General features: G+C 70.3%; 14 protein-coding genes and 2 pseudogenes. 6 read left to right on the top strand and 10 right to left on the bottom strand.

Annotation, left to right across the window (positions count from 1 at the left end):
* Window positions 1-4 precede the first annotated feature (4 nt).
* Both ABZ297_RS15265 and ABZ297_RS15260 read right to left on the bottom strand, forming a co-directional pair.
* Window positions 5-1015 (bottom strand): energy-coupling factor ABC transporter permease, encoded by a 1011-nt coding sequence (locus tag ABZ297_RS15265; RefSeq protein ID WP_355345270.1) that lies wholly within the window; start codon window positions 1013-1015, stop codon window positions 5-7.
* Window positions 1016-1150: 135 nt separating this feature from the next.
* Window positions 1151-2974 carry a glycosyltransferase family 2 protein gene (locus ABZ297_RS15260; protein ID WP_355345267.1) on the bottom strand — a complete coding sequence of 608 codons (1824 nt, stop codon included), beginning with the start codon at window positions 2972-2974 and terminating at the stop codon, window positions 1151-1153.
* Between the two features lie 326 nt (window positions 2975-3300).
* Between ABZ297_RS15260 and ABZ297_RS15255 the strand changes: the two genes are divergently transcribed.
* The 3 genes and pseudogenes from ABZ297_RS15255 to ABZ297_RS15245 all read left to right on the top strand — a co-directional run bounded on the left by ABZ297_RS15255 (window position 3301) and on the right by ABZ297_RS15245 (window position 5087).
* The gene (locus ABZ297_RS15255) at window positions 3301-3675 is read left to right on the top strand and encodes a hypothetical protein (RefSeq protein ID WP_355345264.1); all 375 of its coding nucleotides are present in this window, start codon (window positions 3301-3303) and stop codon (window positions 3673-3675) included.
* A gap of 17 nt (window positions 3676-3692) precedes the next feature.
* Window positions 3693-3830, top strand: a pseudogene (locus tag ABZ297_RS15250) (ClpX C4-type zinc finger protein); the annotation flags it as partial.
* Between the two features lie 312 nt (window positions 3831-4142).
* A complete protein-coding gene (locus ABZ297_RS15245) occupies window positions 4143-5087 on the top strand; it encodes a D-2-hydroxyacid dehydrogenase family protein (protein ID WP_355345261.1) in 945 nt (314 codons plus the stop codon).
* 6 nt (window positions 5088-5093) lie between these two features.
* On the opposite strand, the gene ABZ297_RS15240 is transcribed toward ABZ297_RS15245, so the two are convergent.
* Complete coding sequence (locus ABZ297_RS15240) at window positions 5094-5663, bottom strand: CGNR zinc finger domain-containing protein (protein ID WP_355345258.1); 570 nt, start codon at window positions 5661-5663, stop codon at window positions 5094-5096.
* A 66-nt stretch (window positions 5664-5729) separates the two neighbouring features.
* On the opposite strand from ABZ297_RS15240, the gene ABZ297_RS15235 reads away from it, so the two are divergent.
* Window positions 5730-6488 carry a class I SAM-dependent methyltransferase gene (locus ABZ297_RS15235; RefSeq protein WP_355345255.1) on the top strand — a complete coding sequence of 253 codons (759 nt, stop codon included), beginning with the start codon at window positions 5730-5732 and terminating at the stop codon, window positions 6486-6488.
* Window positions 6489-6517: 29 nt separating this feature from the next.
* Here the strand turns inward: ABZ297_RS15235 and ABZ297_RS15230 are convergent, their stop codons facing one another.
* Entirely contained in the window at window positions 6518-6943 is a 426-nt protein-coding gene (locus ABZ297_RS15230; protein WP_355345252.1) for a nucleoside deaminase, read from the bottom strand.
* A gap of 11 nt (window positions 6944-6954) precedes the next feature.
* Window positions 6955-7809 (bottom strand): LLM class flavin-dependent oxidoreductase, encoded by an 855-nt coding sequence (locus tag ABZ297_RS15225; protein WP_355345249.1) that lies wholly within the window; start codon window positions 7807-7809, stop codon window positions 6955-6957.
* Window positions 7810-7902: 93 nt separating this feature from the next.
* On the opposite strand from ABZ297_RS15225, the gene ABZ297_RS15220 reads away from it, so the two are divergent.
* Complete coding sequence (locus ABZ297_RS15220; protein WP_355345246.1) at window positions 7903-8352, top strand: Lrp/AsnC family transcriptional regulator; 450 nt, start codon at window positions 7903-7905, stop codon at window positions 8350-8352.
* A gap of 12 nt (window positions 8353-8364) precedes the next feature.
* Here the strand turns inward: ABZ297_RS15220 and ABZ297_RS15215 are convergent, their stop codons facing one another.
* The 4 genes from ABZ297_RS15215 to ABZ297_RS15200 form a co-directional block, all read right to left on the bottom strand.
* Window positions 8365-8979 (bottom strand): DUF402 domain-containing protein, encoded by a 615-nt coding sequence (locus ABZ297_RS15215; protein ID WP_355345243.1) that lies wholly within the window; start codon window positions 8977-8979, stop codon window positions 8365-8367.
* 50 nt (window positions 8980-9029) lie between these two features.
* A complete protein-coding gene (locus ABZ297_RS15210; RefSeq protein WP_355345240.1) occupies window positions 9030-9677 on the bottom strand; it encodes a response regulator transcription factor in 648 nt (215 codons plus the stop codon).
* A 4-nt stretch (window positions 9678-9681) separates the two neighbouring features.
* Window positions 9682-10830 (bottom strand): histidine kinase, encoded by a 1149-nt coding sequence (locus tag ABZ297_RS15205; RefSeq protein WP_355345237.1) that lies wholly within the window; start codon window positions 10828-10830, stop codon window positions 9682-9684.
* A 223-nt stretch (window positions 10831-11053) separates the two neighbouring features.
* On the bottom strand, window positions 11054-12310 hold the full coding sequence (locus tag ABZ297_RS15200) for an epoxide hydrolase (protein ID WP_355345234.1): 1257 nt from the start codon (window positions 12308-12310) through the stop codon (window positions 11054-11056).
* A gap of 211 nt (window positions 12311-12521) precedes the next feature.
* On the opposite strand from ABZ297_RS15200, the gene ABZ297_RS15195 reads away from it, so the two are divergent.
* Entirely contained in the window at window positions 12522-13076 is a 555-nt protein-coding gene (locus tag ABZ297_RS15195) for a YceI family protein (protein ID WP_355345231.1), read from the top strand.
* A gap of 4 nt (window positions 13077-13080) precedes the next feature.
* On the opposite strand, the pseudogene ABZ297_RS15190 reads toward ABZ297_RS15195, so the two are convergent.
* Window positions 13081-13188, bottom strand: a pseudogene (locus ABZ297_RS15190) (NAD(P)-binding protein); the annotation flags it as partial.
* Between the last annotated feature and the right edge of the window lie 37 nt (window positions 13189-13225).

Below are 13225 nucleotides of genomic sequence, written 5' to 3'. Positions count from 1 at the left end.
CGGGCTAGGCCCTGACCTTCCTGCGGTTGCGCGCCGCGTAGGCCACGACCCCGGCGAGGAGCAGGGTCAGCCCGACGCCGATGACGCCGGCGATGCCCACGGGGATCCCGCCCGCGGCGCCGTAGTCGCCGAGCGCCCACGATCCGAGCGCGTGGTCGGTCGCCTTGTGCAGGAAGCCCTTGCTCTCGGCGACGGCCTCCAGCCCGTCGGGGCTGGAAGAGGCGAAGAACGACACGACCCCGGCCAGCACCAGCGTCAGCCCGACGCCGCCGAGCAGGAACGGCCTGAGCCCGCCCGAGGCGGGAGCCGGCCGCTCCTCGGCGCCCACGGTGACCGTGGTGCCCCCGGCTTCGCGCAGTTCCAGCGGCTTGGCCAGGCCGCGGGCGCCGTAGACGAGGTCGGGCCTGACGGCCAGCACCGCACCCACGGTCAGCGCCGTGATCACGCCCTCGCCGACGCCGATCAGGACGTGCACGCCGCCCATCGCGGCGGCCACGGTGCCCACCGCGATCGGCGAGGTGCCGCCGATCCAGAACAGCAGCGTGAACACCAGCGCCGCGGCCGGCACGGAGATCAGCGCCGCCAGGAACGCGGCCGCGGTGACTGCGCCCTTGCCCCGCGCGACCCTGCTGACCAGCCGGAACACACCCCAGCCGACCAGGACGGTGACGATGCCCATGATCGTGACGTTGATGCCGAGCGCGGTCAGCCCGCCGTCGGCGAAGAAGACGCCTTGGACGAGGAGGACCACCGCCATGCACAGCACCCCTGTATAGGGCCCGACGAGTATCGCGGCCAGCGCGCCCCCGAGCAGGTGTCCGCTGGTGCCCGCGGCGACGGGGAAGTTCAGCATCTGGACGGCGAAGATGAACGCGGCGACGAGCCCGGCCATGGGCGCGGTTCTGTCGTCGAGTTCCCGCCGCGCGCCGCGGAGGCAGACCGCGACCCCGGCAGCCGCGACGACCCCAGCGGAAACGGACACGGCTACATTGAAGAAGCCATCAGGTACGTGCACGACCAATCCTCCACTAGGCACGGCAACGCGCCCATTTTAGGACATGGACTTGCACCTGCACATAGGTGGCAATTAACGAAGGATCGCGCCAGGCAACAAGGCGGCCCGCCGACCGCGGCGACGAGCAGGCCGCGGCTAGCGGAGCACTCTGCTGAGCAGGCCGCGCGGGGTCAGCGTACGGACGACCGTGCTCAGCCGCCCCTTGCCGGACGTCGCGTACGGACGCACGGTCCGCACCATCCACCACCTGCGCCACCAGCTGCGCGGCGGCGCGACGGCCCTGGCATCGGTCTCGATCCTGAACCGTGCGGGCGGGCCGCCCAGGTGCAGTTCCAGGTAGGCGTCCCAGGTGCCGGGCGAGAGCCGCCCGAGCGCGGGCCTGGCGACGAAGCCGCCACCGGGCAGCGCGAGGACCCGCTCGGCCCGCTCGCGGCCGGTGTGCCGCTCGCGCCAGACCAGCCTGCGCGTGGCCGACGCCGGCGGGAACGTCCCGATGACGGTGATCTCGCCGTCGATGACCAGCTTGCGGCCGAGCGTCCACCTGGTCCTGGTGAGCCGGGCGGTGCCGGGCACCGCGAGCACGTGCCCGCCGACGTCCACGCTGAGGTTGCCGTTCTCCCTGGTGAAGTACGGCAGGATCGCCACGCCGCGGATCAGCCGGGGCGCGGGCAGCGAGGCGTCGGCGTCGCGGTCGGCCCCGAGCCTGCCGTGCCTGACGACGCCCTCCATCTCGACGGCGACCCGCAGGTCCCAGACCCCGGAGGGCAGCGCGCCGGCGGGCACCTTGGCGGTGAAGCGGGCCCCGTCGCGCTCGGCGGGGACGACGAGCGGCTCCCCCACGCCGTGCCGGGCCCCGACCACGACGGACACCCGGTCGCGCCCGCTCATCCCCGCCAGCCCGGCCGTGCCGGACACCACCAGCCGGTCACCCTCCCAGCGCAGCCCGGTGATCCGGCGCTGGACGGCGGCGCCCGCGATCCGGGCGAGCCGCACCAGGCGGTCGACGTCGTCGAGCGAGGCGAGCCGCTGCGCGTCCATGCTGCTCAGCCGCTCGCGGACGCCGGGCGTCAGCCACTCGTCGCACAGCGCGGCCACCTCCTGCGCGATCTCCTTGCGCCGGACATCGTCGGCTGCCAGGAACGACTCGCCGAGATGGGCGAACACATCGAGCTTGAAGTGCCTGCTCAGCAGGTGGTCGCGGAGCGGCCCCGGCGGGATGTGCTCGGCCATGAGCCGGATCGGCCCTCTGATCATCGTCATCCAGCCGATCGGGTCGCGGCTTTCCGGCCGCTGCATGATGCTGCTGCCGTCGGGCCTGGAGACCAGGTGGTAGCAGTCGTGGTCGGCGACGACCGAGATGCCCTGCGCGTGGCAGTAGGCGTGGACGGTGAACAGGATGTCCTCGCCGACGAGCATGCCTTCGCCGAACCTGATGTCGTGCCGTTCGAGCATCTCCCTGCGGAACAGCTTGAAGCAGCTCAAGCTGTTGTAGACGGGGCTGTCGGTGAGCCCGGCGCGTTCCAGGTTGCGCTGGAACATCGAGGCGGGGGCGCGCCTGCCGTGCCCGACGACCTTGCCGAGGACGATGTCGGAGCCGTTCCTGTCGGCCGCGGCCACCATCCGCTCCAGCGCCTCGGGGCCGAGGTAGTCGTCGGCGTCGCAGAAGAACACGTACCGCCCGGTGGCGTGCTCGATGCCGACGTTGCGCGGACGTCCGGCGCCGCCCGAGGGCTCCTGGTGGATGACCTTGATCCGGTTGCGATGGTAGCTGGCGTAGAGGTCGAGCAGTTCGGCGCTGCCGTCGGTCGAACCGTCGTCGACGACGACGATCTCCTTCTTCACCCGTTGGACGAGCGCGGCGGTCAGGCATCTGTCGAGGTACGGCCGGCAGTTGTGAACCGGGATCACGACGCTGACGTCAACCGCATCGTCGTCGCCGCCCGTTGTCGTCGTCACCACAGCCGCGCCCCTCAACCGTCACGTTCCGCTGCCATTCGATTTCAGTATGTGACCTCGGGCGCGCCCTGCGCGGCCGATCCGTCGTCTTCGCACCGGCCCATTTCCCGTCCCCACACAAACTCCGGCATTCTTCGAAAGTGCTGGTAAATCCAGCCACCATCTACAATTTGTCACCGTCGAATCGCATTCGGTAAGGCTCTTTTCCGCCGCGGTGGAGATAACCCGCCCCGCGGGATCAGTGGACTCCCCCCGTGCCCCGCAGGTGATCCGGACGTGAGGGCCGCGCGTCTACACTCAGGCAACCTTGACCGGGAGAGGTGGCGGGGATGAGCGCTGGAATTCGCGGTGCAGAGGTTCGCGGGCGGGACGTGCCGGAGTCGGCCGTCCACGTCGCCGAGCTCATCGTCTCCTCAGCGCGGCTGAGAGAGCTCCACGAGTGTTCGGCCCTGCTGCGCCGCACGCGGTTGCGGGCGGGGGAGATCGTGGACGAGGCGCGGGCGATGCTCGCCGAGGCCGAGCGCCAGGGCGACCCCGAGCGGATCGTCGCGCTCGACGCGCAACTCGGGGAGGCGCGGCAGGCGTACTACAAGGTGTTCAACGCCTACCTGACGATCTGCCGCCGCATCAACGAGGAGCGGCAGGCCATCCTCCGGACCCAGACGGAGCAGGGTCGGCGGACAGGCTTGTCAGGAGCGGCCTGACGAGCTATTGTCAGGTCATGCCTGACTGGGAAGACAAACTCCGCTGCTCGTTCTGCCACAAGAAGAGCTCGGAGGTGCAGAAGCTGATCGCCGGACCGGGTGTGCACATCTGCGACGAATGCGTCGGCCTGTGCCGCGAGATCCTGGAGCAGGAGAAGCTCGCCTCGTCCACCGAACCCCGCCTGCCCATGTGGGAGACCATGACGGACGAGCAGATCCTGGAGCACCTGCCCAAGATCGCCGCCGTGCAGGCGCAGATCGACGACAACCTGCACGACTGGGTGCGGCACCTGCGCACCAGGAACGTGAGCTGGGAGCGCATCGGCGCCTCGCTCGGCATGACCAGGCAGTCGGCCTGGGAACGTTTCAAGGAGCACCCCGTCAACTGACCGCCCGCAGCCGATGAACGGGGTCCGGCTCCCCGGCTGCCGCTCGGGGGGCTGGAGCGGCCTCGATAGCATCCGTTCATGCTGCGCTGCGCCGTACTGGACGACTACCAAGGCGTCGCCCTGGACCTGGCCGACTGGTCGGCGGTTCGGGCGACTAGCTTCACCGAGCACTTCACCACCCAGGACGACCTCGTCCAGGCGATCCACGACCACGAGATCGTCGCCGTCATGCGTGAGCGGACCCCGTTCCCCGCTGACCTGTTCGCCAGGCTCCCCAACCTCCGGCTGCTCGTCACGTCGGGCATGCGCAACGCCGCCATCGACCTGGGCGCGGCGCGCGAGCACGGCGTCACGGTCTGCGGCACGGCCAGCAGCTCCACCCCGCCGACCGAGCTGGCCTGGGCCCTGATCCTCGGCCTGGCCCGCCACCTGGTGACGGAGTCCACCGCGATGCGCCAGAACGGCCCCTGGCAGCAGACCATCGGCCTGGACCTGTGCGGCAACACCCTCGGCCTGCTCGGCCTGGGCAAGATCGGCTCCCAGATGGCCGAGATCGGCCGCGCCTTCGGCATGGACGTCGTCGCCTGGAGCCGGAACCTGACGAAGGACCGCACCGACCTGCTGGGCATCCGGCACGCGCCCACCTTGGAGGCGCTGCTCGCCGAGTCGGACATCGTCTCGGTCCACCTGGTGCTGGGCGAGCGCAGCCGCGGCTTGATCGGCGAGCGGGAGCTGTCGCTCATGCGCCACACCGCGCACCTGATCAACACGTCCAGGGCGGCGATCGTCGACCAGGCCGCGCTGATCGAGGCGCTCCGGACGGGCGTCATCGCGGGCGCCGGGCTGGACGTCTTCGACTCGGAGCCCCTGCCGCCGGACCATCCGCTGCGGACGCTGCCCAACGTCCTGGCGACACCGCACCTCGGCTACGTCACCCACGCGAACTACCGGACGTACTACCAGGAAGCGGTCGAGGACATCCAGGCCTTCCTCGCCGGGACGCCCATCCGCGCCCTCACCTGACCCCTCTCACCCGCCCTTCGCCCGCGCGCGGAAGGCGGCCGTCTTGACGCGGTTCTGGCAGGCGGTCGAGCAGAAGCGGCGGGCGCCGTTGCGGGAGACGTCCACGTAGACGCGGTCGCAGTGCGGCGCCGTGCAGACGCCGAGCCGGTCGGCGAACTCGCCGCCCAGGACGATCGCCAGGCCGGTGGCGCAGCTCGCCGCCCAGTCGCCGGACATCGTGCCGCCCGTGCCGTGGAAGTGCAGGTGCCACGGCTCGCCACCGTGCCGCGAGAGCATCGGACGGGCGCGCGACTCGTCCAGGAGGCGGTTGACCTGGTGGGCCGCCGCGTCGAGGTCCGCCGAGGCGACGGCCTCGAAGACGACGCGCAGGTGCGCGGCGAGGTCGGCCAGCTCGGCGGCCTCCGCCCCGGTGACCTCGCGGTGCTCTGGATAGCCGGCGCGAAGGCCCTGCGCGGCGGCGGTGACGAGGTCCTGCGGCCGTGGGAAGGCGCGGCCTCGCCGCTCGCCGGGGGTGAGCTCGTTGACCAGGCCCACCGCCACCCTGACGACGCCGTCCGTGTGACTGTTGAAATCCAATTGACCAGTTACGCCCTTGTGCTCTAGCTTGTGACTGACGAAAGCATAGACGACGGTCACAAGGAGATGGTTGTGCTCACCCACGATGCCGCACAGGAGTGGATCGCGCGATGGGACCGGCAGCAGGAGGGCTACCTACCCGACCGGGAGGAGCGCTTCACCGCGCTGATCGACGCCGTCGAGGCGCTGGACCGTCCCGACCCGCTGGTCATCGACCTCGGCTGCGGGCCCGGATCGCTCTCCGCCCGGCTCCTGGAGCGGCTGCCCGAGGCCACCGTGATCCCGGTCGACGCCGACCCGCTGCTCATCGGGCTCGGCCAGGCCGCCTACCCGCGGCTCGACTTCGTCTCCGCCGACCTGCGCACGCCCGGCTGGACGAAGGCGCTGGGCCTGGAGCGTCCCGCTGACGCCGCGGTGAGCACCACCGCGCTGCACTGGATCTCCGAGCCGGACCTCAAGGTCGTGTACGCGGAGGTGGCCACGGTGCTGCGCCCCGGCGGGCTGCTGCTCAACGGCGACCACCTCGACAGCGACCAGACCACGCCGGTCCTCGCCCGCCTCGAACGCGCCCTGCACGCGCGCGAGACCGAGCGGGTGTTCGCCGGAAGCCCACCGGAGGACTGGCGGCAGTGGTGGGACGCCATCACCGCCGACCCCGACTTCGCCGAGCTCGACGCCGCCCGCACCACGGCGGGCGCCGACCACCACGGCTCGGAGTCGAACCTACTGTCCATGCACGTCAACGCGCTGCGCGAGGCCGGCTTCAGCGAGGTCGGCACCCTCTGGCAGCACGGCAACAACCGCCTGCTCTGCGCCGTCCGTTAGCAGCCTGCGGCGGGACCCGCCGATCCCGGTCAGGTGTAGTAGCCCTCCACCGGGACGCGGGCCTCGTCGAACAGCGCCGGGCCCTCCTGGCGGACCGCGCCGTGGGCGGCGGGCGGCTTGAGCGTGCCGAGCTGCTCCGTGGAGAGCGCGAACACGACCCGTCCCAGGCCGGACCGTTCGATGGCGCCCGTGCACATGCCGCAGGGCTGGCAGCTCGTGTACATGGTGGTGGCGGCGGCGGTGGCGGGGTCGAGCTCCTTGGCCGCCCACCTGGCCAGTTTCAGCTCCGGATGGGCGGTGATGTCGGCGTCCGAGAGGGTGGTGTTGTGGTCTTCCGCGAGGACGTCGCCGCCGGGGCCGACCAGCAGCGAGCCGAACGGCGGATTCCCGCCCTCCCGCGCCGTGGCGGCGAGCTCGACGGCTCGTCGGAGGAAGGTCTCGTCGTCCGGTGTCATGACTGCTCCGTTCATGGCTGATGGGCGGAAAGGTCCCAGCGGGCGGCCAGGGTGGCGAGCGCCTGCCACGCCACCTCCGGATGGTGCGTCTCGCGCGGGTCGTCGCCGAAGGGGTCGAGGAGGACGGTGTCGGAGCCGAGCAGGCGGAGCTGTTCGAGGTCGTCCAGGACCTGATCGATCGAGCCGACACCGGCGCGCCGCCCCGGGTCGTCGATCGGCGCGTCCGTCAGGCGCAGCATGATGCGCGGGGTGAACCCGGGCACCGGACGCCCCAGCTCGTCGGCGACGACCTTCAGCCGTTCCGCCTTCTCGCGCAGCCAGGGCATGGTGGCCCGCAGCGGATGCCACGCGTCGCCGAGCCGGACGGCCCGGCGCAGCCCGGCGTCGCTGTTGCCGCCGATCCAGATCGGGATGCGTCCGCACCGGTAGTCGTCGTCGTTCTCCCAGGCGGTGCGGACGTCGCGCAGGTAGTCGTCCGTCAGCTTCCCGCGCCGCTGGAACGGGACGCCGAGCGCGTCGAACTCCTGCCGCGCCCAGCCCACGCCCACGCCCAGGACCAGCCGTCCCCCGCTGAGCTGCTGCAGGTTGGCGGCCATGCGGGCGACGAGCAGCGGATGCCGGTACGGCATGATGAGCACCGTCGTCCCGAGCTGGACCCGTTCGGTGATCCCGGCCAGCCAGGACAGCGTGGTGAACGGATCATAGAACGGCGCCGGGTACTGCGCGGCGACGTCCGGCGTGATCACGACGTGGTCGGAGACCATCAGCATGTCGTAGCCGAGAGCCTCGACCGTGCGCGCCCATCGGCGCAGCACGTCCGGGCCGGTACCGGGTCCGAAATTCGGGACATTAACCCCTATACGCACCGGATAAGGCTATCGAGCCGCCGCCTGGGACTGGAAGAGACTATTCCTGGCCTATGTCCGGATTGGCCGTTAATCTACCGGTATCTTGGCCCGGTGACCGAGAGTCTTGACGCCACCGACTGGTCGATCCTCGCCGAACTCCAGCGGGACGGCCGTGTCCCCCTCACCGAGCTCGGACGGCGTGTGAACCTCAGCGCGTCAGCGACGACCGAGCGGGTCAAACGGCTGGAGAGCACGGGCGTCATCACCGGCTACCGGGCCGACGTCGACCTGACGAAGGTGGGCTACGCGGTGCTGGCGGTGGTACGCCTCAAGTACCCGGGAAACCAGCACCAGCCCCTGCACCGCCTGCTCGGCGAACGCCAGGAGATCCTGGAGTGCCTGCGGACGACCGGCGACGACTGCTACACGCTGAAGGTGGCCGCGACCTCCATGGCCCACCTGGAGCAGCTCGTGGACGAACTCGCCCAGTTCGGCAGCACCACCACCAACCTCGTCTACAGCCACCCGCTCCCCTACCGCGGCCCTCAGCCCCCCGCCTGACCCCGGCCAGACTTACCCGCCGAGGAATCTCGGCGGTGCGGCGGGCAGTCCAGGCGTCTCCCACGTCGCGGGAGGCGTGAAATCGCACCAGCTGCCGTCAAACGGAAAGCGGCCGGCCTCGATCCTGCGCCCCACCCGCTCCCCTTCGGCCCGGATCTCCGACGCCTCCTCCGAGGTCCAGTAGGCGGGATGGCCGACCTTGGCGGCGAAGGACTCCTCGTCCTTCCAGCGCCACTCCCCGTTCGGCTCGACGACGATGTCGAGTTCGTGGTCGACGACGTCGATGTCGTCCCCTCGCGAACGGCGCCGCTCCAGGTTCACGTACCAGCCCTCGAAGTCCAGCTCCGTGGAGAAGAGCCACCACACGGCGTGAGCGGCTCCGGCCGGCTGGTAGACGAGGTTGCTGGGTGGCCGCCATTCGCCCACCCTCAGCGGATACCCCTCCGCGGGGCGCTTCTCGGGAAGGACGTCGCGAAGGTGCCCGCCGTCCGGGAGAACCGCCTCCCAGATGGGCGCACCGGCCACCAGCCACAGAAGCGTCCCTTCCGGAGTGCGCTGGACGACCCGCGCCGGGCTGGCCACGCTGAGGTGCCCGCCGAGATAGAGGGCCATCGTCAGAGTCTGCATGCACATGATCGTCCCAGTACGACGGCGCAGAATCTCGCCTTCGAGCGTGTTCAGAGGAGGCCGGCGTCGCGGACCTTCATGGCGACGTGGACGCGGTTGTCGGTGCCCAGCTTGGCGAAGATGCGGGTGACGTTCGCCTTCACGGTGGCGACACTCATGTAGAGCCGTTCGGCGATCTCGGCGTTCGAACTGCCCCTGGCCACCTCGATCGCGACCTCGCGCTCGCGTTCGGTGAGCCTCGCCAGCTCCCGCTGCGCCTCCGGGCGCCGCGGATCGTGCCTGCCGGTGGCCGCGGCGATCACCTGGCTGGCGACGCTCGGCGACAGCACCGGCTCGCCGTTCGCGACCGCGCGGACCGCCTCGATCATCTTCGGTGGCGGCGTGTCCTTCAGCAGGAAGCCGGCGGCGCCGAGCTGCAACGCCCGGAGCACCATGTCGTCGGCGTCGAAGGTGGTGAGGACGAGGATCCGGGGAGGGTCCGGCTGGGCCAGCAGCAGCTCGGTGGTGGTCAGCCCGTCCTGGACGGGCATCCGGATGTCCATCAGCACGACGTCGGGCCTGAGGTCGCGGACCACGTCCATGGCCTGCCGGCCGTCCGCGGCCTCGCCGGCGAGGTCCAGGTCGGGCTCGCCGCCGAGGATGAGGCGCAGGCCGGTACGCACCATCGGGTCGTCGTCGACGATCACCACTCGCGTCACGTGGTCAAGCCTCCCATGGCAGCCGGGCGTCGAGGACGAAGCGTCCGTGCTGGATGGCGTGGCTGATGGTGCCGCCGGCCATCCGGGTCCGTTCGGCCAGGCCGACCAGGCCCAGCCGCCCGCCGGGGCCCGGAGACGTCCCGGGCTGAACCGGGTTGCTCACCCGGATCCGCAGGCCGTCGCCCGGACGCCCGCCGAGCTCGGCCGTCACCTGGCTGCCCGGCGCGTGCTTGCGCGCGTTGGTCAGGGCCTCCTGCACGATCCGGTACGCGTGCCGGCCGGTCTGCGCGGGCAGCAGCTCCCGCTCGTCGATGGCGTCGTCCACCTCGACCCGCTGGCCTGCGGCGCGCACCTCGTCGAACAGCACGTCCACGTGCGCCAGGGTCGGCTGCGGGGCCTCCAGGCCGCCGTCGCGCCGCAGCGCGCCGAGCACGGCGCGCAGTTCGTTCAGCGACTGGTGCGCGTTCTCCTGGATCGCCAGCGCCGCCTCGCGCGTCTCCTCGGCTGTCAGGTCGGTCCGGTATGCCAGGCCGCCGGCGAGCATCGACAGCAGCGAGATCCGGTGGGCCAGGACGTCGTGCATCTCGTGGGCGATCTTGGCCCGCTCCTCCAGCTGGGCCTGCTCGATCCGCTGCACCTGTGCGCGCTCCCAGGCCAGTGCCGCCTCTCGCCGTGAGGCGGCCAGTTCACGGTCCCTGTGCAGGTAGAGGCCGAAGGCGGTCAGCCCGCCGAGGATCGCGGTCCCCATCGTCGCGCTGATGAAGGCCTGCTGGCTGATGCCGTACGAGAAGCAACGTGCGAGCAGGCACAGCCAGGACGCCACCACAACCGGGACGAACTGCCGCAACGGGCGATGCTTCCCCAAGGACACGAACGCGACCGCCGCGGGGCCGGTCGCCGTGTCGGAGAACACGGTCAGCAGCGCGGTCGCCAGCGCGATCGACCGCGGCCAGCGGCGTCGCCAGTGCATCAGGACCAACCCGATCACGCCGAGGGCCACACTGGCCAGCGCCTGCACCAGCCGGTCATGGTTCCGGAAGACGATCCCGCCCCAGATGACCCCGTAGAACAGCATCGGCAGCACGGCGAACAGGTAGCGCAGCGCGATGCCGCCCTTGTCCAGGCGCTGCGAGTTCTCCGTACGGTCGTCCACGGCCCACAGCCTAGACAGTGGCGGGACGACGCTGTAGCGACCTGGGTCGACCTCAGGTGTCCGCAGGTCTACAACCGGGACGACGGAGATCCCTCCCTGTGGCCCACGATGTCATCGGCCGACGGACTGCACCCCCGCAACGCCCGATCCGCGCATTATCGGCGCTCTGTCGAGACGGAGCGGGTGACCTCGATCTTGACGGGCCGGATCGATGCGGCCCTCCCTATCGGCGACCGCGGAAGGTTCGCCGGAGGTCGTCAACCCATAGGTCGGGGATCTCCCAGGGGATGAAGTGTCCGCCGTGGTCGTGGGCGTTGAGGTTGACGTGGTTGTACCAAGCGGCGCGGTCGCTGTCGAGGAAGCTCTGGACGCGCTGGTCGGTACTGACGCCGGGCGGGTTCTCGTAGCCGACGAAGGTGATGCCGGTGGGCGCCTCGACAGCAGGAAGCCGGTCGTGGGACGGGGTCCACGGGTACCGGTTGTTGTTGGCGTAGGTGCGAATCGAGGTGCCGATCGAGTTGGTGGCCCAGAAGATCATGGCGTGGGTGAGCAGGTCGTCCTTGGTGAAGACGGTCTCGATGTCGCCGCCGTTGTCGCTCCAGCTCACCCAGCGTCCGAGAATCCAGGCGAGCATCCCGGCGGGTGAGTCGGACAGCCCGTAGGCGAGCGTGCTCGAGTCGAGCACGTGCGCGGCGAGATGGACGGCGAACCGCTTCTCCAACGCGACGATCCGGGCGTGGACGTCGGCGGGCAGGCCGTCCGGGATAGGCCGGCCACCGCTGAGATCCCAGGCCCGGTCACCGTTGAACAGGGTGAGCTTCTGGCCGGAGCCGATGTGGATCGCGTACAGCTCGTCGGCGTACTTGTGCCCGAGCTGGCCGGTGACCAGGGCTCCGACGTCGCAGCCGGCGGCGGCGTACCTGTCGTAGCCGAGGGTGCCGGTCATGAGGGTGTGCCAGAGGTCGGCGACCTTCCAGAAGTTCATGTCCGGGGTGCTCGGCAGCGGGGCGGAGAACCCGAAACCGGGAAACGAGGGGACGATCACGTCGAACGCCTCGACGGGGTCGCCGCCGTGCGCGCCCGGGTCGGCCAGCGGGTCGACGACCTTGGACCAGTGCCAGAACGTCCAGGGCCAGCCGTGCGTGAGGATCAACGGTGTCGGCGCCGGGCCGACTCCGGGCTTGCGCATGAAGTGCACCGGTACGCCCTCGACCTCGACGCGGTAGTGCTCGTACGCGTTGATCGCCGCCTCGGCCTTGCGCCAGTCGTAGCCGGTACGCCAGTAGTCGACGAGTTCCTGCAGGTAGGCACGGTTCACGCCGTAGTACCAGTCCTCGTTGCCCGCGTCGTCCGGCCAGCGAGTCAGTTCCAGGCGCTGCTGGAGGTCGGCGAGCACGCCGTCTGGGACGTGGATCGGCGTCGGCTCCAACGGGAACGGCCGGGCCTCGGCACCGTGCGATGGGGCGCTCTCGTGGCTCATCGTCGTCTCCTACGGCTGGCGTGAGGGCCTCAGGCGCCCCCTCTTCAAGCAGAGGCTCGCGGCTCGGGCAGGCGCATAAGTGCCACACGATGAATATCAGACCCATGGTGCGGATCTCGCGGAAGCCCACGCGAGCGGCCCATCCGGGCACCGAGGAGACGGCTTCCAGGCGCGACCGCAGCCCCGTCGAACGCGGGGTTAGCCTGGAAAGGTGAGCATTACCGCTGGTAGTTACACGTTGGGACCCGAGTCCGGCCGGCTCCTGGTCAATACGACGCGTACCGGGCTCGGCGCGAAGGCCGGCCATGATCTCACCATCGAGGTCACCCGCTGGCGCGGCGATGCCACGGTCGACGCCGTCAACGCGGCCCACTCGTCGGTGACCGTCGAGGTCGACGCCGAGTCGTTCGAAGTCCGGGAAGGAACCGGAGGCGTCAAGCCGCTTACGGACTCCGATCGTGAGGAGATCGGGAGAACCCTTCGAACGAAGATTCTGCACACCGACCGTGATCCAACGATCACGTTCCGGTCGACACGGGTTGATGGGACCGCGGAGTCGTTCCACGTCGAGGGCGACCTCACCATCGTCGGTGTCACCCGGCCCGTCACGGTGCAGGGAGTGCTGACCGAGGGCCGCGTACACGGCTCGGCGGCCATCGTGCAGTCCCGATGGGGGATTCGTCCCTACTCGGCGTTCTTCGGCGCACTCAAAGTGAGCGACGAGGTCGAGGTGCGGTTCGACATCGGCCTCGTACCGAAGCAGTGACCCCGGCCGGTGCGCGTTCGATCACGGTGGGCTGGAAGCCGTACCGGGCCAGCCAGTTCGCCAAGGTCAGCCCTGCGATGCCGGCACCCGAGACCAGGATTCGCTCGTTCATCTGTGACTCCCTGCGATACATTAACTGGAATGCCTGC

The sequence above is a fragment of the Nonomuraea sp. NPDC005983 genome, from assembly GCF_040614375.1.
Classification (GTDB): Bacteria; Actinomycetota; Actinomycetes; order Streptosporangiales; family Streptosporangiaceae; genus Nonomuraea.
This window is presented reverse-complemented; position numbering and strand designations above follow the sequence as displayed.